The sequence below is a fragment of the Neobacillus sp. K501 genome (assembly GCF_053749995.1).
Genome location: NZ_JBSLYA010000008.1, coordinates 172,849 through 189,779 on the forward strand (window position 1 = coordinate 172,849; position 16,931 = coordinate 189,779).

The 16,931-nt window shown below is 38.3% G+C and carries 18 protein-coding genes; 16 read left to right on the forward strand and 2 right to left on the reverse strand.

Going from position 1 to position 16,931, the window contains the following annotated elements; genetic code table 11:
• Positions 1-52 precede the first annotated feature (52 nt).
• From ACWM35_RS18200 to ACWM35_RS18215, 4 genes are all read left to right on the forward strand, one after another.
• Positions 53-1,489: an aminotransferase-like domain-containing protein gene (locus ACWM35_RS18200; protein ID WP_454820269.1), complete on the forward strand. Its 1,437-nt coding sequence runs from the start codon at positions 53-55 to the stop codon at positions 1,487-1,489.
• 164 nt (positions 1,490-1,653) lie between these two features.
• Positions 1,654-2,649 (forward strand): ROK family protein, encoded by a 996-nt coding sequence (locus tag ACWM35_RS18205; protein WP_454820371.1) that lies wholly within the window; start codon positions 1,654-1,656, stop codon positions 2,647-2,649.
• 40 nt (positions 2,650-2,689) lie between these two features.
• Positions 2,690-3,070 carry a VOC family protein gene (locus tag ACWM35_RS18210; RefSeq protein WP_454820270.1) on the forward strand — a complete coding sequence of 127 codons (381 nt, stop codon included), beginning with the start codon at positions 2,690-2,692 and terminating at the stop codon, positions 3,068-3,070.
• 102 nt (positions 3,071-3,172) lie between these two features.
• Positions 3,173-4,405: an MFS transporter gene (locus ACWM35_RS18215; RefSeq protein ID WP_454820271.1), complete on the forward strand. Its 1,233-nt coding sequence runs from the start codon at positions 3,173-3,175 to the stop codon at positions 4,403-4,405.
• Positions 4,406-4,490: 85 nt separating this feature from the next.
• On the opposite strand, the gene ACWM35_RS18220 is transcribed toward ACWM35_RS18215, so the two are convergent.
• Both ACWM35_RS18220 and ACWM35_RS18225 read right to left on the reverse strand, forming a co-directional pair.
• Positions 4,491-5,249, reverse strand: a complete 759-nt coding sequence (locus tag ACWM35_RS18220) for an AAA family ATPase (RefSeq protein WP_454820272.1) — start codon at positions 5,247-5,249, stop codon at positions 4,491-4,493.
• Positions 5,250-5,570: 321 nt separating this feature from the next.
• On the reverse strand, positions 5,571-6,956 hold the full coding sequence (locus ACWM35_RS18225) for a S8 family peptidase (protein ID WP_454820273.1): 1,386 nt from the start codon (positions 6,954-6,956) through the stop codon (positions 5,571-5,573).
• Positions 6,957-7,286: 330 nt separating this feature from the next.
• Here ACWM35_RS18225 and ACWM35_RS18230 point away from each other — a divergent pair, with 330 nt between their 5' ends.
• The 12 genes from ACWM35_RS18230 to ACWM35_RS18285 all read left to right on the forward strand — a co-directional run bounded on the left by ACWM35_RS18230 (position 7,287) and on the right by ACWM35_RS18285 (position 16,854).
• Entirely contained in the window at positions 7,287-7,886 is a 600-nt protein-coding gene (locus tag ACWM35_RS18230; RefSeq protein WP_454820274.1) for a YitT family protein, read from the forward strand.
• A 94-nt stretch (positions 7,887-7,980) separates the two neighbouring features.
• Positions 7,981-8,271 (forward strand): hypothetical protein, encoded by a 291-nt coding sequence (locus tag ACWM35_RS18235; protein ID WP_454820372.1) that lies wholly within the window; start codon positions 7,981-7,983, stop codon positions 8,269-8,271.
• Positions 8,272-8,367: 96 nt separating this feature from the next.
• Positions 8,368-8,520, forward strand: coding sequence for a DUF3934 domain-containing protein (locus ACWM35_RS18240; protein WP_454820275.1), 153 nt, complete (start codon positions 8,368-8,370; stop codon positions 8,518-8,520).
• A 169-nt stretch (positions 8,521-8,689) separates the two neighbouring features.
• Positions 8,690-9,265: a DUF4256 domain-containing protein gene (locus ACWM35_RS18245; protein ID WP_454820276.1), complete on the forward strand. Its 576-nt coding sequence runs from the start codon at positions 8,690-8,692 to the stop codon at positions 9,263-9,265.
• A gap of 265 nt (positions 9,266-9,530) precedes the next feature.
• On the forward strand, positions 9,531-9,977 hold the full coding sequence (locus ACWM35_RS18250; RefSeq protein WP_454820277.1) for a hypothetical protein: 447 nt from the start codon (positions 9,531-9,533) through the stop codon (positions 9,975-9,977).
• A 2-nt stretch (positions 9,978-9,979) separates the two neighbouring features.
• Positions 9,980-10,201, forward strand: coding sequence for a helix-turn-helix transcriptional regulator (locus tag ACWM35_RS18255; protein WP_454820278.1), 222 nt, complete (start codon positions 9,980-9,982; stop codon positions 10,199-10,201).
• Between the two features lie 40 nt (positions 10,202-10,241).
• Entirely contained in the window at positions 10,242-10,931 is a 690-nt protein-coding gene (locus ACWM35_RS18260) for a DUF4386 domain-containing protein (RefSeq protein WP_454820279.1), read from the forward strand.
• A gap of 47 nt (positions 10,932-10,978) precedes the next feature.
• Complete coding sequence (locus tag ACWM35_RS18265) at positions 10,979-11,938, forward strand: NAD(P)-dependent alcohol dehydrogenase (RefSeq protein WP_454820280.1); 960 nt, start codon at positions 10,979-10,981, stop codon at positions 11,936-11,938.
• Between the two features lie 472 nt (positions 11,939-12,410).
• On the forward strand, positions 12,411-13,418 hold the full coding sequence (locus ACWM35_RS18270) for a DUF3231 family protein (RefSeq protein ID WP_454820281.1): 1,008 nt from the start codon (positions 12,411-12,413) through the stop codon (positions 13,416-13,418).
• A 127-nt stretch (positions 13,419-13,545) separates the two neighbouring features.
• Complete coding sequence (locus ACWM35_RS18275) at positions 13,546-13,875, forward strand: hypothetical protein (RefSeq protein WP_454820282.1); 330 nt, start codon at positions 13,546-13,548, stop codon at positions 13,873-13,875.
• 155 nt (positions 13,876-14,030) lie between these two features.
• Entirely contained in the window at positions 14,031-14,867 is an 837-nt protein-coding gene (gene ypfJ / locus ACWM35_RS18280) for a KPN_02809 family neutral zinc metallopeptidase (protein WP_454820283.1), read from the forward strand.
• A gap of 295 nt (positions 14,868-15,162) precedes the next feature.
• Entirely contained in the window at positions 15,163-16,854 is a 1,692-nt protein-coding gene (locus ACWM35_RS18285) for a PucR family transcriptional regulator (protein WP_454820284.1), read from the forward strand.
• The last annotated feature ends 77 nt before the right edge of the window (positions 16,855-16,931 follow it).

Genomic DNA, 16,931 nt, shown 5'->3' on the forward strand with positions numbered 1-16,931 from the left:
AAAACAACCAATTGGGTGGTTTTATATCCATCCAATTTAAGAGGGGATTATTTTGAAATGGAAACCGAACCGACTTTCTCATTTGACCATTCAAGAGCAAATTGTTGATTGGATAAAATCACATATAGAAAGTGGGGATTGGACTGTTGGCACAAAGATACCCACACAGCGCCAACTCGCAACGCAATTTAGTGTGAATCGAAGCACCGTCCAACTTGCACTTGATGAATTAAAGGCGGATGGTTTACTCGAATCAAAAATGGGAGCGGGAGTATTTGTGGCGAATCATTCGTGGAATATACTTTTGAACCGGTCTCAACCGAACTGGAAGCAGCATATAGAATCTAGTATACATAAACCAAACTATCACACGATTCAACTCATCAATGAATATGAGCAATATGAACATATCATCCGTCTTGGAACAGGTGAATTATCACCGGAATTATTGCCGACAAAACAAATGGAGCAGTCTTTAAGAGCAATAACCCTTGATGCAAAGTCGATTGGCTATTCAGCTCCACAAGGAAATGAGAGGCTTAGAAAAATTTTATGTAAGTATTTAAAAAAACGAGGTATTCAAACGGTACCAAACAACATCCTTATTGTTTCCGGTGCGCTCCAAGCACTCCAGTTAATTGCCATTGGATTACTAGAAGAAGGATCAGTGGTTTTTCACGAACAACCATCCTATTTAAGTTCGGTGAATTCATTTCAATCTGCTGGAATGAAGATGATTTCAGTTACAAGGAATGCCAATTTAGCTAAAAACTTGAGAGCCTTCAAAAGAAAAAGACAATCATTATTCTACTGCGTCCCGACATTAAATAATCCAACAGGATATAATTGGTCAGCAATCGAAAAGGAAAATTTGTATCAGACGTGCAAGGAATTGCAAATACCAATCATTGAAGATGATGTATACCACGAATTGTTATTTGAACCTTCTTCAGCTGCGATAAAGTCATTTGATACGTCTGGGCAAGTACTTTATATTGGGAGCGTCTCTAAAACACTAAGTCCAGGGTTACGAATTGGTTGGGTGGTTGCGCCTTCTCCTGTGATAGAGAGATTAGCTGATATTAAAATGCAAACAGATTATGGTTCAAGTGCCTTTTCTCAAGAGATTGTCGCACACTGGATTTCTACTGGTTTATACGAAAAACACTTAGATTTCCTAAGGGAACAATTGAGGAAAAGGGCTGCTTTCGTTGAAATTATATTAGCACAACAATTTAACAGGATAGCGACTTGGAAAGAATCAGAAGGCGGCTTCTATATTTGGTTAAGGTTTAATAAACCGATTGTCAATAAATCACTCTTTCTAGACCTGCTGAAACAAAATGTTTTAATCAACCCGGGTTATATCTATGATCCAAGCGATTTACACCATATCCGGCTTTCCTATGCCTACGCGACATTAGAAGAATTAGAAAAAGGCTTACATAAATTGTTAGAAATATGTAGAGACAAAAATCTCCCTTCTTGAAAAAGATGGGAGTTAATCATTTTGTCAGTCGACAGTTTAGTTTGAAGAGAGGTAATTGTTATTGAAAATTTTATATGTTATATTAACTTCATTAAAACTTATTAAAGTTCTTTAATAAGTGCGGTTAAAAGGTGGTGACATTATTGAGTACTACTCCAAAGTCGATGGGGAAGGTAATCCATTCTAGTATTCGTAAGTCTCTTTTAGAACTAGGAAGTGCAACAAAAGTTGAGCTCAGTGAAAAAATTGAAATTAGTTTCCCCACAATTAGTAAGTTCCTAGCACTTATGGAGAAGGATGGAGAAATTTTTTCTGTCGGTTTAGATGAATCTAGTGGGGGGAGAAGAGCCAAAAGGTATGCGTACAATCCTGAGCATAAGTTAGGTCTGGCCATCTTTTTAGAGGAATCAGAGACAAATTATAAAATCTTTAATTGTATGGGAGAAGTAAAGGAACAAGGTAAAGTACCACTTTTACTAAAAGAGGATGGATTAAATTCATTAACAAGGTGCATGGAAAACTTACGAAACAAATTTCCAAAAATCAGTTCAATTGCAATTGGTGTACCTGGTTCGGTGGATAGGGGCCGAATTTTTTATATACCAGGATATGAACAGTTTCAAAATTTTGATTTAAAAGAATATTATGAGGAACATTTTACTATTCCTGTAGTGGTAGAGAACGATATGAACGCTGCTGTTCTCGGATATCACAATAATAGGGGTATGAAAGACCAGCAATCACTCATCTATTTGTATTTTGGTCAAAATGGTCCAGGTGCAGGGATAATGATTAACGGAAATTTGGTGCGGGGAAGTACTTTTTTCTCAGGAGAAGTTTCATTCGTCCCTCAATATGATGACCGAAATTTTGGGCAAGCTTTGCAAGGTGATTGTGGAACTAATCAGATGACAATCTGTGAAGAAAATCAAATTGATGCGATTAGCCGATTAATATCCACTTTTGTAGCAATCATTAATCCCCATACCATCATTTTTTCTAAAGATGAAGTTGAAAAAGGTAAATTAGAGAAAATTACCTTCCAGAGTTCAAAATATATTCCGTCTAAGCATCTCCCAGATCTTACAATGAGTGATTGGAAACAAGATTATTTATATGGTTTACAACGTCTTGGACTTGATCTAATTATTAATGAATAATGTCTGAGGAAATTTATATAATTGAAGGAGTGAATCAGGATTGAGAATCGAACATGTAGCAATCTGGGTCAGTGATTTGGAACGGATGAGGAATTTTTACGAAACTTACTTTCATTGTAAGTCAAATCGGAAATACCACAATATTGAAAAGAAGTTTGAATCTTATTTTCTTACATTTGAGTCTGGTGCTAGATTAGAAATTATGCGTAAGGCAGGTATGGATCAGCAAATCCAGGGTGATCAAATGGGGTGGGCACATATTGCAATCTCTTTGGGAAGCAAGGAATCTGTTAATCAATTAACAGCCAGATTAAATAAGGATGGTTTCCCTATAATTAGCGGTCCCCGTGTCACAGGTGACGGGTATTATGAGAGTGTGATAGAAGATCCTGAAGGAAATTTGCTAGAGTTGACTGTTTAGTAAATTGGTAATCCCTGAAATTTTTTTGCAGCTACACTTATTAAAGAGTTTTAATAAGTTTTTATCTTGGTACTTTTTAAATATTAACAGCGAGGTTTTAAAATGACAACATTCCTCTTAATCATCATTTATTTGGCTTTTATCAGCTTGGGTTTACCGGATTCTTTATTGGGGGTAGCATGGCCTGTCATGCAATTGGATTTGGGGGCAGCACTTGACACGGCTGGATTCCTTTTTATGACAATTGCAGGTGGAACCATTATCTCAAGTTTAGTTAGCGGTAAGGTTCTTAAAAGGTTCGGGACGGGAAAGGTCACATTTGTTAGTGTTTTAATGACCGCTGGTGCTTTGCTAGGATTTCATTTTGCTCCATCGGTTGTTTGGTTGGTTGTATGTGCTATTCCCTTAGGATTAGGAGCAGGGGCAGTTGATGCAGGATTAAACGATTATGTGGCTACCCATTATAAGGCACATCATATGAGTTGGTTACATTGTTTTTGGGGAGTTGGTGCTACCCTAGGTCCGATTATTATGGCCCAGTTTATTTCAGGACAAAGTGCGTGGAGAAATGGATATTTCACGATTTCTGGAATTCAATTTGCGTTAGTGATAATCCTTTTCTTGACGTTGCCCTTATGGAATAGAGTAACAAAAAACAGGACGATTTCCTTAAACGAAAATCTAGAAGATATAGATGGTGCCGCTTTTGATGAAGAAGCAATGGATGTAAAACCTTTACAAATTAAAGGAGTTAAACTGGCGCTGGCCTCTTTCCTTTTTTATTGTGGAGTTGAGTCCACAGTGGGGCTATGGGGGAGTAGCTTTTTGGTAAACGTGAAGGAGGTACCTGTAGCGATTGCTGCCCAGTGGGTTTCATTTTATTATGGAGGTATCACAATTGGTAGATTGATAACAGGTTTTATTACCTTTAAGGTTAGTAATCTTACTCTCATTCGGATGGGGCAAATCATCGCGTTAGTCGGTTCTGCACTTTTATTCCTGCCATTGCCGACCATTTTCTCACTTGTAGGTTTTATTATGATTGGATTAGGATTAGCACCGATCTTTCCTTGTATGTTACACGAAACTCCAACACGTTTTGGGAAGAAGCATTCCCAGACGATTATGGGATATCAAATGGCGGTTGCTTATACAGGCAGTACCTTTATGCCGCCACTACTTGGTTTCATTGCATCCCGTTCAACGATCGGAATCTTCCCAACTTGTATCATTATTTTTGTTGCGGCCATGCTTTTAAGTTCAGAGAAATTGAATAGTTTACTGAAAAAGAAAGTTCTATTTAAGAGGAAAGATTCTAGTTCAACAGCTGTTTAATGATGTTGAGGTTCACTGACGCACACCAATATGAGAAGGCTGTACAAGGACAGCCTTCTTTTTTATGGAATATCAGAAAAATACATTATTTTTCATTCAATAAATGATGGATTAATCTGTCTTTATCATCATAAAACTGTTTCATTATTTTATAATGGTCAGTTTCCTCTAAAGTGGATTCCTTCATTCCGTTATCTGTTAATTCTAAGATTTTCGAGGATGGATATGCCATTAAGAGAGGCGAATGTGTTGCAATTATAAATTGTGAATTTTGATTTGTTAATTCATGTATTCTGGATAACATTGATAATTGCCTGAGTGGAGATAGTGCTGCCTCTGGTTCGTCCAAAATATAGAGGCCATTTCCTCCGAATCTGTTCATAAAGGTAGAAAAAAATGCTTCACCGTGTGATTGGTTATGTAGTGAAACGCCACCAAAAGAATCAATAACACGAGGTCCGCCTCCTGGTTCCTTATCTAATTCTTCAATGTTAGAAGCTAAGTTATAAAAGCTTTCCGCACGCAAAAAAAAACCATCTTTTGGTTTATCTATTCCTCTAATTAATTTTAGATGATCGCTTAGGTCGGAATAGGAATCGAATGTAGAAAAATTAAAGTTTAACGACCCACCTTCAGGATTAAAGCCAAGTGAAATGGCAATGGCTTCTAATAAGGTTGATTTCCCCATTCCGTTTTCACCCACAATGAAAGTAACTCTAGGGTGAAAGGAAAGTTCGTTTAGTAGCCTGATGCTAGGAATAGTAAAAGGATATTTGTTAAAAGTAGGAACAGATTCTTTGATTAATTTAATGCTTTTAATATAGGTGTTAGTGAATGACTCCATAATGATACCTCAATAACATTTGCTTTTTGTATTATACTACCAAATGAAGTGAAAAACGGAAATGTTTATCTGTTAAGAATATAAAAAGAGGAGCGGTACGGTCACAGCAGAGGGTGTGGAGTACCCCAAACTTGAAGAGGAGGAGCGGTCCGGTCACAGCAGGGGGTCTGGAGTGCCCCAAACTTGAAGAGGAGGAGCGGTTCGGTCACAGCAGAGGGTGTGGAGTGCCCCAAACTTGAGGAAGAGGAGCGGTACGGTCACAACAGGTTGAATGCTAGCTAAAAAGCCAGACAAGGAATATCTTGTCCGGCTTTAAGTTCATTATTTTAGGTTGAGTGCATTTACGGCATTAATTAATCCAAAGCCCGATTCCCCATCATAACCAGGTTTGAACACATCTTCTGCTGATTGTTGAATGATTGATTTTACTTGTGATGGTGATAGTTGATCTTTACCATGCTTGGCGATGATGACACCAGCAAGAGCAGCTGTTTTTGGCGCTGCCATCGAAGTCCCGCCATAACCTGCGTAACTGTGACCAACAACATTATTATTGGCATCCAAAACAGGCACCGTACTATAAGCAAGATAGGCATTGTCTCTTCCAGTACCAGTTGCAGGATCATAGTTAGGTCCAAGGTCTCCACCAGGAGCCATAACGTCAATTTTGCCGACCCCATAGTTTGAATAGAAAGCAAGATTCTTCAATGCTCCTCCAGCAGACACTCTGATCATCGTTTGGCTGCTAGGACTTCTATGGACAGAGCCTTTATCACTTCCTGATAATTGACCAGGACTCTTTAAATCAACACCATTGTTTCCAGCAGAGCCGACAACCGTAACACCTTTTTTAATCGCATACTGTATGGCTCGATTGAAGAGATGGACATCTGCTACAATGTCTTTCGTTGCGTATTCCGGATTTTGGTACCAATCATATCCACCCAAGGACATATTGACAACATCCACGTTATCATCGGCTGCAGTCATCAAGGCCTCCGCAATATGAGCAGTTTCTGCTCCCCCTGTTGGTCCAAATACTCGATAGGCAGCTACCTTTAAATCAGGACCCACCCCAAGTGCTCTACCTTTGGCTGCAATGGATCCAGCTACATGGGTGCCATGTCCATCTTGGTCGATTGGATCACTGTAGCCAGGTACAAATGATTTACCATACGCATAATTCCCTTTTAAATCCGGATGATTGTAGTCAATACCAGTATCAATGACACCAACGACAATATCTTCTCCTGTTGCAGTTTCACCTGTACCACCTTGCAGATTCCACGCAGCTCCATTACTTGTTACTTGTTTAATATCCCACTGATAATTTTGATAGATGTCTGCACTTGTCTTGAAATCATCAGCAGATAATGCTTCAACTCCAATAGGCTTTTCGGGATAAACGATATTCTCAACGCCTGCCTCCAATACTAGAGATGATTTCTTTACATTCGCTAAGAAATTAGTATTCTCTGAGTAAACCTCAACAGCGCCAATCTTGTCCAATTTATCTTTCACTTGCCCGCCTGCTTTCTCAATGGCATCTGCATAGCCACTTGGTAGACCCTGTTCATCCTTAAAGATAACTATGTACTTAGATCCGGTTGATTCAGCTTCACCTGAGCTTGCTCCGATATTAAATAAGGTGGCAGAACCTAATAGTACTGCTAAGGTTCCTGAATAAAGTTTTTTTCTAATAGACATACGACCCCTCCTTTTTATAATATTCATTATATTCAAAAATATTTCTTTCGCAATATAATGAATTCGACATCATCTCATACTAAAAATAGGAAAAAACAATCATGGGGAATTAACTATAAATTCAAATAACCCCAGTTTATACCAAAGGGTAGTGTGATAGTACTATTTTGATAAGGGATTTTTACATATTCATTTGACAAAAGACCAAGAAAAAACGATTCTATTTTCCTATAAGAAATTATTAAGTGAATAGAGGTTATTTATCAAAATGAAAACATTTTTGGTTGATAATAACTAACTAACCAAAGGCATATTTATATAGAAAAACGAATGGACAAGGTGATAGATATTTTTCAAAAATTCTCGGCGACACTAATTGGCAGTTTGCTTTTAGGAATAGGGGTTAATGGGTTTCTTGTACCCCATCATTTAATTGATGGGGGAATCCTTGGAATTGCACTAATCCTGCATTATTTCTTTCATTTTCAAACAGGAATGACCATGGTGGCGTTAAGCGTGCCAATCTGTCTATTTGCCTTGATGAATGAAAGAGGTTATTTTTTTAGCAGTTTACAAGGTCTATTAACCTCTTCTTTGTTTATTGACCTTCTTTCACCATTAAGAAATGAATTCTTCGTACCAGTGCTGGGCAGTGCCTTAATCGGTGGAGTGATCATTGGCACTGGGGTTGGTTTAATGCTGCGTTATAAGTCAAGCACAGGAGGAACGGACTTACTCGCTAAAATGATTTCAAGAAAGTATTCTTTAAATCTGGCTCTAGTGATTATATTGGTAGATGGTCTCATTGTGATAGCAGGCTTCACGGTACTCGATGTAGATCGATTCCTATACTCATGTGTGGCGATTACCGTGGTTGGTTTAACTACTTTTTGGGTGGAAGGGATGAAAGGTAGCGGGAGAATTGGATGACTTAAAAAAATACGTATTGCTCGGTAAAAGTTTTGAACAACTGATACAATGAGAGAATATAACAGATTGAAGAGAGGTGTTCAACTTGAAGAGAATGGATGAGAATTTCAAAACAGCGATGGAAGCCTGGGATATGATGCAACAGACTTCTGGTGATGAAGGAGCAGAATGGGCAGAAAGATTTGAACGCTACTTTTATGAATTTATCAATGATTTAAAGAAATGGTGGGAAACGCTTCAACCGAAACCAACGAAAATCGAAGAGGCTGAAGAGTTGCCTGAAATAAAAAAGTGGATGGAGCAAATTCCTGAACCTGTACAACTTAATTTTCTTACTGAATTAGAAGAAATTATGGATGGTATCGATTCAAAACGTTATGATTAATAGGTGAAATTTGGTTCCATTCCATTACTTGGTTTTTACCATGGAAAAAATGGAAATGACTATCATAACGACGACTAAGAAAAGTGGGTTGATTCTATGAGTAAAGCTAAGGGTAAAAGCGGGACAGGCAGAGGAACAGGGAAGAAGGGTTGGAATCGTTGGCAAGCCAGTGCAAATAAAGCAAAGAGTGCCAAACCCTACAAAAGTAAAGGTGTCAAACATTCCGTTAGCACAAAAGAAAATGAGTAACACTGAAAATGATGCCTGATTGATAGCAATTGTCATTATAGCTGAATACTGCTAGAGATTTATGTATTATTAAGGTTGACATAAACAAAACGGTTTGTAGCCTCCGGGAGTAAGTATTAGATGTCATTAAAAGTGGTATAAATGATCAATAAACAAGGGGGAAACAAAAATGACAGAAGGAATTAAAGTGATTAAGGAGCTGTCACTCGAACAGCCAGAAGAATTACTCAGTATATTGAAAGCCCGTTTTGAGAAAAATATGCACCGCCATCAAGGCCTTGAATGGACTAAGGTCCTAGCAAAGCTGGAAGCGAATAGCGAAAAACTGTGGTCGCTTATGGAAATGGAAAAAACCGGCGGCGAACCAGATGTGGTTGGTTATGATGCTGAGAAGGACGAGTACATATTCTATGATTGTTCCACAGAAAGTCCTGCAGGGCGTAGAAGTCTATGCTACGACCGTGAAGCATTGGATGCTAGAAAAAAACATAAACCAGAAAATAGTGTTATCGATGTGGCAGTATCCATGGGCATTGAGCTTTTAACGGAGGAACAATATCGATCATTGCAAAAATTGGAAAATTTCGATAAGAAGACGTCGAGTTGGGTGCAAACTCCTTCTGATATTAGAAAGCTGGGCGGTGCCCTTTTTTGCGATTGGCGTTACGGGCACGTCTTCGTTTACCACAATGGAGCAGACTCCTACTACGCTGCTAGGGGTTTTCGTGGCGCACTAAGGGTCTAAATTTTGTACAGTCATCCTTAATTGAAATTGAGGCTGGGTTTCTTTGAGAAGAAAATAATTTCATTCTTCAATTCACAGGTGCATTGATCTAACAGGGATCATGCACCTTTTTTATTAGATATATTCCCTAAAGGATGCACTAGTGAGGAAGGCTGAAGCCATCCTTTTTTTGTAAATTTTTCTTGACTTTATGTATAGTTTGCTTTACATTTAGTATAACAAGTTTTACTTTTTGTAAAAATAACCATACAAGGAGGTGCTAAACATGACCTATCAAGAAAAGAAAAGTATCGTATCGGTAATTAGTTCTATCCTTATTATCAGCTTATATTGTTTGTACATGTACCCGCGGTATCCAGGAGGAGGACTAGAGTCAATTGAAACATTTCGTTATTGGGGTTCTTTCGTCCTATTCTTGACTTTGTTTTCCATCATCGCACATATCATTATCAGCATTATTTTTAACATCCTTTTTAGAATCACAACCAAAGAAAAAGAACCGTCATTTGCAGATGAACTGGATAAGTTAATTGATTTAAAAGCGCATAGAAATTCTTTTTTTGTGTTTATCATTGGCTTTCTACTTGCAATGGGATCGCTGGTCGTCTATGAGCCATCACAGTTAATGTTCATTATCCTGATTTTTGCAGGTTTCATATCAGATGTGACCGGTTCGGTTACAAAACTTTATCACTATCGGAGAGGAGTGTAAAAATGGGTAAAAATCTTGTCGGCAATCACATCCGTAAATTACGATTCAACCATGATGAAATGACGCAGCAGCAGTTGGCTGACAAGGTGGGAGTAACAAGACAAACCATTGTGTCTCTCGAAAAGGGAAACTACTCCCCATCTCTAGAACTGGCTTTTCGAATTGCTCATGCCTTTAACTTGCCATTGGAAGAAGTATTCTTTTATGGGGACGAAAAGCAGTAAGCTTAACCGTTTTTGAATTTATAAAGTGAGGGGATTAATGATGAATTCAAATCAGAAAGCTGCGAAAATAATTGGAGTGTTGTTTATACTTGCTGCTGTTACGGCGGTGATAGGGTTAAATTTATATGATCCTATCTTAAAAGATCCCGATTACCTAATGAAGGGTTCCGAGAACGCCAACCAAGTGAAAGTGGGAGTATTAATGGAATTACTTCTGGTTATTTCCGCAATTGGAACTGCCACTACTATGTTTCCATTGTTAAGACAATATAATGAAACCATTGCCCTTTGGCATGTTTGTTTCAGATTTCTTGAAGCGATTATTATTACGGTTGGTATCATCAGTGTGTTGTCCCTCTTAACCTTAAGCCACCAATTTGTAGCAGCAGGAGCCCCAGAACCCTCGTCTTTTCATTCATCCGGTATCATTCTAAAAGCAATCCATGACTGGACTTTTATGCTTGGTCCTCTTTTCATGCTCGGTATAAATACGATGATGTATAGTTATATATTTTATAGAACCAGGCTTGTACCCAGATTCATATCAATCCTTGGTATGACAGGGGCAGCTTGTGTATTCGTTTGTTCCTTGTTTGTCATGTTTGGTGTGTTTCCTCAAATATCTTTTTGGGGAGGTATTCTGGCGGTGCCGGTAGCAGCGAATGAAATGATTTTAGCCGTATGGCTCATCGTTAAAGGATTTAATGAAAAAGGGATTGTATCCATTTAAGTATAGAAAATAAAATATTTTATTAAGGAGATAGCCATATGAAAGCAATGGTATGCACTAAGTATGGATCACCGGATGTTTTCCAACTCCAGGGGGTAGATACGCCAATCCCCAATGATCATGAAGTCCGTATCAAAATACACGCTGCCTCTGTCGGACCAGCAGATTGTACTTTTCGAAAAGGATCTCCTATTGTGAAGCTTGTATACGGTCTGAAAAGGCCGAAAAACCCGATATTTGGTACGGAGTTGTCCGGCATAATTGATGCTGTGGGAAAAAAAGTAACACGATATCAAGTAGGCGACAAAGTATTTGGCCTAAGTGCGAAAACGTTCGGAGCATATGCGGAATACAAATGTCTGCACGAAGACACTCCGCTCGCGATCAAATCGGCTTCGATGACCTATGAAGAAGCTGTCGCTGTCTGTGATGGTGCGCCAACGGCATTGACGTTCCTTCGTGACAAAGCAAAGCTTCAGCCCGGACAAAAAGTTCTAATTAATGGTGCATCTGGAGCGGTGGGGATATATGCGGTCCAGATTGCTAAATACTTGGGGGCCGAAGTCACAGGAGTATGCAGTACAGCAAATGTAGAATTGATAAAATCGCACGGTGTCGATAAGGTTATTGACTATACCAGGGAGGATTTTACTAAAAACGGTAAGACCTATGATGTTATTTTCGATGCGGTGGGTAAGCGTTCCTTTGTAGAATGTAAAGGAGCGCTCACTCAAAGAGGCATCTATCTGTCCACGGTCCCTTCAATGTCTATTATATTTGACATGTTGAAGACTTCGATCTTTAGGAAAAAGAAGGCCATTTTTACGACGGCGGGACTTATGCAGAACCCTTCAAATTTAAACTTCCTAAATGAGCTTTATGAAGCAGTAAAGATCAAAGCGGTCATCGACCGGCGATATCCATTGGAACAGGTAGCCGATGCTCACCGCTATGTGGAAAAGGGGCACAAAAGAGGAAATGTCGTGCTAACTTTAGTTGAGTGCTGAAATATATACCTTAGGTGACATTATATTGATAGGGTAGTAGGTACGAATACGGAAATTGTGAACCTAGTTTGTTCGCAATGTGAAACAAAATGAATGATCAATGAGCTTGGATAAAAGAAAATACAAAAGGACTCCTCTAAGAAAGGGAGTCCCGATGTATGTAGTAACCTCTCAAAAAGTAGAAAAGTTTCTATAATTATACAATTTTTATATTAAATTGCAATAGGAATGATTCATTAGTAATCAACAAAGGTGTAGCATCAACTAAGAAATACAATATTGCGAAGTATATAAGTCCTCCAAAATAAATATGTTGGCATAATATTCAATCCATTACAGTTTTTCCATTTATATTGATAATGTTTTAATTTTCTTTGTTATGGAATTGAGAAAACTTCTTCTCACTTTTTTGTATTCTCTGCCATATATAGGGAATAATGAAAGAAAATATGTAGTGGGGTTGAAAATTTATATGGTAGAACACTTACCTAAAATAACATCTGCAGAAATTTCGATGTTATGGAGTACCTATATTGGTGACACCATGTCTATTTGTGTTCTAAAACATTTTTTACAAACTTGCGAAGATCAAGATGTAAAACCTATTATTAAACTCGCCCTTAGTTATTCCTGCGACCATGTCGCTCAAATATCGGATTTATTTACAAAAGAAGGTATTCCTCTCCCAAATGGATTTGGAGACCAGGATGTGAATTTGCAAGCAAAGAAACTTTTTTCGGATGTAACGTACATGCGATACTTGCATCATATGGGTAGAACGGGATTGAATTCATACAGTTTGGCTAAGTCAGTTTCTGCCCGTAAAGATGTCCGTAACCTATTCAAGCAGTTTTCAAATCAAGCTGAAACGTTGTATGACCGTAATGTAGAACTAATGCAGGAAAAAGGGATCTTTATTCGTGCTCCTTATATTTCATATCCTGATAAAGTAGAGTATGTAACAGAGAGAAAATTCCTTGGTGGTCTAGTGGGTCATCGCAGACCGCTCCTAGGAGTAGAAATTGCCCATTTAGGGGTTAATATAGAAGTGGCAAATGTAGCCAAAACTATGCTTTTAGGATTTAGTCAAGTGGCTCAGTCAAAAAAACTTAGTGACTACTTTAAAGATGGATATGAATTAGGAAAGAAAATGGTTGAAGATTTTATGATAAAACTAAAAGAAGACGATAATTCTTATCCATCTACATGGGATTCTACGATTACGAATAGCCTTGACCCACCATTTTCCGATAAATTAATGTTATTTCATACGAATGCACAAAGTGCTATTGGTATTGGAGATTTTGGACTTGCCATTGCAGCATCACTTAGAAAAGACTTAACGGTCAATTATGAAGGATATATTCTTAGAGTAGGGACCTATGCGGAGGAAGGTGCAAAACTCTTAATTGATCATGGATGGTTTGAAAAACCGCCCCAATCATTAGATAGAGAATCACTTAGAAATCAAAATAAATAAAACGGTTGATCATACAATTCCCCTTACATTTTTTAAAAATAGATCAACGTGAAAGCAGCCGGAAACAAATAGAGGCGGATATCTTTAATTTCTTTTTAATAAATGCAAATAGTAGGGAATGGTATCAATGGCTCGGAAATCGTCAATAAATAACGAAGTTTCAGAAACAGAAGTAGATGAACCATCACCGAATATTTATAGAAGCGATAATGAAATCGAAAATCTAACCCGTATGTTGGCCGCCGTGTTGGAATATCTTTCGGATGAGGATTTAGAAGAAATCGATATTGAATTTCTTTTAGATGATACCGAGGGACTTCGCGAATGGTGGGATCGATACCGTGAAAGGAGCCGTAAACAAATAGAGAAAGATATAAAAGCTTCTTTAGGGATATTGTCATTAAAAGAACTTGAATCCATTCATGAACAAATTAGAGAACGACAGACGACAAACTAAATGTAAAGGAAGGGCCTCTTATATTTTAAGATGTCCTTTTTTGTTTAAAGGGATTTAGTAGGACTCTCTGTACAATTCTTCTTTCCATAATCTACATTTTTACACCTAATTGGGGGAATAACAAAATGGAACTATTCGTATTGGGAGGTAAAAGAATGAAATGGAAAGGAAGACGGCAAAGTGCGAATGTTGAGGACCGAAGAGGAATGGGGAGGGGTGGCAAAACCGTCATTGGCGGCGGGATTGGCAGTGTGATAGTCATTCTTCTCTTTGCCTTACTCGGTGGGAACCCGGGAGATTTAACTGGGAACATGCCAACGAATAATGGGGCCAATCCACCCCCGCCAATGAATGTTTCTCAACAAGAGGAAGAACTTGCGGATTTTGTTTCCGTTGTACTGGCAGATACAGAAGATGTCTGGTCGGCAGAATTCGAGAAGAAGGGACTGGATTATGAAGAACCGAAGCTCGTTTTGTTTACTGACAGCGTCCAATCAGCCTGTGGTGCAGCAAGTTCTGCAGTTGGTCCGTTCTATTGCCCTGGTGACCATAAGCTTTATATTGACTTAAGTTTTTATGGGGATCTCAAGCAACGATTCCAAGCCCCTGGTGATTTTGCAATGGCGTATGTCATTGCCCATGAGGTCGGCCACCACGTTCAGACACTATTGAATACCGGGGGAAAAGTGTCACCACAGGAAAGCCGAACGAATGAATTCTCTGTCCGATTTGAATTGCAAGCAGACTATTTGGCCGGTGTTTGGGCGAATCACGCACAGGGGAAGGGCTACCTCGAAAAAGGCGACCTTGATGAGGCCATGAATGCTGCACATGCGGTGGGGGATGATACGATTCAGAAGAAGGCTCAGGGCTATGTCGTTCCTGATAGCTTTACCCATGGAACTTCGGAGCAGCGGAAACGATGGTTTATGAAAGGCTTTGAAAATGGCAACATCGAAGGTGGAAATACCTTTGAAGCAGATAATCTTTAAATTGGTAGGATGTAGAAAGAGCCGGACAACTTTGTCCGGCTTTTAGTAGTGAATGTATAAAGTTTAACTTACATAATTGCTATTTTACTGAATAATAAGAATTTGTTAGAATGAAATAGTATTAAATAATGCAAGCTTATCTTGGTACATATTAAAATTCTTAAAGCATCAGGAACCAAGAAAATTCTATTACTGAGCGATGTACTCCTTATTAACTTTTATCTAGAAAACTTTTCATTGAAACAACATGGCTAGCAATATTATTGGGAAATGAATCTAGCAGTTAGGGGGTTCTATGTGTTTAACCGTATATGATATTTTAAATCTAGAATTATTAAAGAATGCGAAAATTGTAGCAGGTAAAGATTTAGTAAAGAACAAAGAGGTGCAATGGGTTTCAGCAATGGAAATCCCTGTGGAGAGCTTTGTCCGGAAGAACGAGTTTGTGTTAACGACGGCGATTGGCTGCGGTCAAAATCTAGAGGAATTTATGAAATTTGTTCAGGATGTGATTGATTCAGAAGCTACGGCGTTAGGGGTAGCTCTTGGTCGGCATATATTTGAGATTCCAAATGAAGTCATAGATCTTGCGAATCAGTATCAATTTATTTTGATTGAACTTCCGTGGGAAGTACGCTTTTCGGAAATTACCGAAGCAGTAATGCTCGAATTGAATGATATCAATTATAGGGAGAGTCGTAGATCCGAGAAGGTTCAGCAGGAACTGATCAATTTAATCTTAAAAGAAACTGAGCTTACATGTATTGCCTACTATTTATACCAGCAAGTCGGATATCCTGTATTGATTGCTGACCAAATTGGGACCATTCAAGCACAAAGTGAAGAGATTCCTCATATTCTTGAGAATTGGCGGGAATATGCGGTTAAAGGAATCATTCCAGCTAGAAAACAAATTTCATTAGCTTCACATGACCCAATGATTCAAAAAATCCAAACGATAGAAATAGAAGATTACTGCATTTTGCAGCTCCCTGTTCTTCAGGTTTCTGGAAATACACAAGACTTTTTATTTGTCATCCTTCCAGGTGATATTTCGCTTGATCAGTTCTTAAACACGTTCACCGTCAATGTGTTAGAACATGCGGTGACCACCATTGCTTTATGGTTTTCAAGGAAGAATGCCGTTGAAGAGGCAAAATTGTTGATGTACGCCTCATTCATAAAAGAGCTGATTAATGGGGAGTTTACGTCATTAGAGCAGGCGGATTCAAGAGCGGAAATTGTCGGTTATAATCTAAAGCTTCCATATATTTGCATCATCGGCGCACCTGAAAATCTGAAAACACTTTTTCAAAAAAGAAAATTAAATGAAGGCTCCTACCGGCTATGGTCTGAGAGCATGGTTCATTATATCAAAGAAGAAATCTATTATGCAGCACAGTCATTGAATAAAGAAGTGATGATTACCTATCAAGAAGAACAGTTATTGGTTTTTCTAGAAATTTCGCTAGAAAATAAGAAAGAAGGAGTTAATGACTTTTTAGACCTAGTTGACCGTCGTTTAGGAAGTTTATTACCGAATGTAGTCATTTCATGGGGTATTGGAAATTATAACGAGGATATTTCAGGCTTTATGGAAAGCTATCAAAATGCCAAGATTGCCCTGAACATCTGCAGGAGCAAAAAAGGGATTGGAAATCGAGTATTGTATGAGAATACTCGGATTGACCGGGTGTTATTAAATCTCACCCAAAACCGAGAAATGAAAGAAATTATTTTGTCTACGGTTGAACCGTTGATAGAATATAATAAACAGCGTAATCTTGATTTAATCGATACGATTAGTACATATAATCATTATCAAGGAAATGTAAGTAAAACGGCGAAAGCCTTGTTTCTGCACCGCCAATCCTTACTATACCGCTTACGGAAAATCGAAGAATTAACCGGTCTTTCCCTTGTCGATCCAGATGATTTGTTCTTATTAGACCTAAGTATCAAAACCTGGAAAATGGGCTGTACCTAGTAATGCTAAGCTAAGAGATCTAAACGTTCTCTTAGTTTTTTTATATAAAAATGTATGAAAAATATGACTTGATATCG

Coding starts and splice junctions, on each gene's coding strand:
- ACWM35_RS18270 (WP_454820281.1), top strand. CDS start 12,411: ATGGTAGAACACTTACCTAAAATAACATCTGCAGAAATTTCGATGTTA.
- ACWM35_RS18275 (WP_454820282.1), top strand. CDS start 13,546: ATGGCTCGGAAATCGTCAATAAATAACGAAGTTTCAGAAACAGAAGTA.
- ACWM35_RS18260 (WP_454820279.1), top strand. CDS start 10,242: ATGAATTCAAATCAGAAAGCTGCGAAAATAATTGGAGTGTTGTTTATA.
- ACWM35_RS18285 (WP_454820284.1), top strand. CDS start 15,163: ATGTGTTTAACCGTATATGATATTTTAAATCTAGAATTATTAAAGAAT.
- ACWM35_RS18245 (WP_454820276.1), top strand. CDS start 8,690: ATGACAGAAGGAATTAAAGTGATTAAGGAGCTGTCACTCGAACAGCCA.
- ACWM35_RS18215 (WP_454820271.1), top strand. CDS start 3,173: ATGACAACATTCCTCTTAATCATCATTTATTTGGCTTTTATCAGCTTG.
- ACWM35_RS18255 (WP_454820278.1), top strand. CDS start 9,980: ATGGGTAAAAATCTTGTCGGCAATCACATCCGTAAATTACGATTCAAC.
- ACWM35_RS18230 (WP_454820274.1), top strand. CDS start 7,287: ATGGACAAGGTGATAGATATTTTTCAAAAATTCTCGGCGACACTAATT.
- ACWM35_RS18250 (WP_454820277.1), top strand. CDS start 9,531: ATGACCTATCAAGAAAAGAAAAGTATCGTATCGGTAATTAGTTCTATC.
- ACWM35_RS18205 (WP_454820371.1), top strand. CDS start 1,654: ATGGGGAAGGTAATCCATTCTAGTATTCGTAAGTCTCTTTTAGAACTA.
- ACWM35_RS18265 (WP_454820280.1), top strand. CDS start 10,979: ATGGTATGCACTAAGTATGGATCACCGGATGTTTTCCAACTCCAGGGG.
- ACWM35_RS18220 (WP_454820272.1), bottom strand. CDS start 5,249: ATGGAGTCATTCACTAACACCTATATTAAAAGCATTAAATTAATCAAA.
- ypfJ (WP_454820283.1), top strand. CDS start 14,031: ATGAAATGGAAAGGAAGACGGCAAAGTGCGAATGTTGAGGACCGAAGA.
- ACWM35_RS18225 (WP_454820273.1), bottom strand. CDS start 6,956: ATGTCTATTAGAAAAAAACTTTATTCAGGAACCTTAGCAGTACTATTA.
- ACWM35_RS18235 (WP_454820372.1), top strand. CDS start 7,981: ATGGATGAGAATTTCAAAACAGCGATGGAAGCCTGGGATATGATGCAA.
- ACWM35_RS18240 (WP_454820275.1), top strand. CDS start 8,368: ATGAGTAAAGCTAAGGGTAAAAGCGGGACAGGCAGAGGAACAGGGAAG.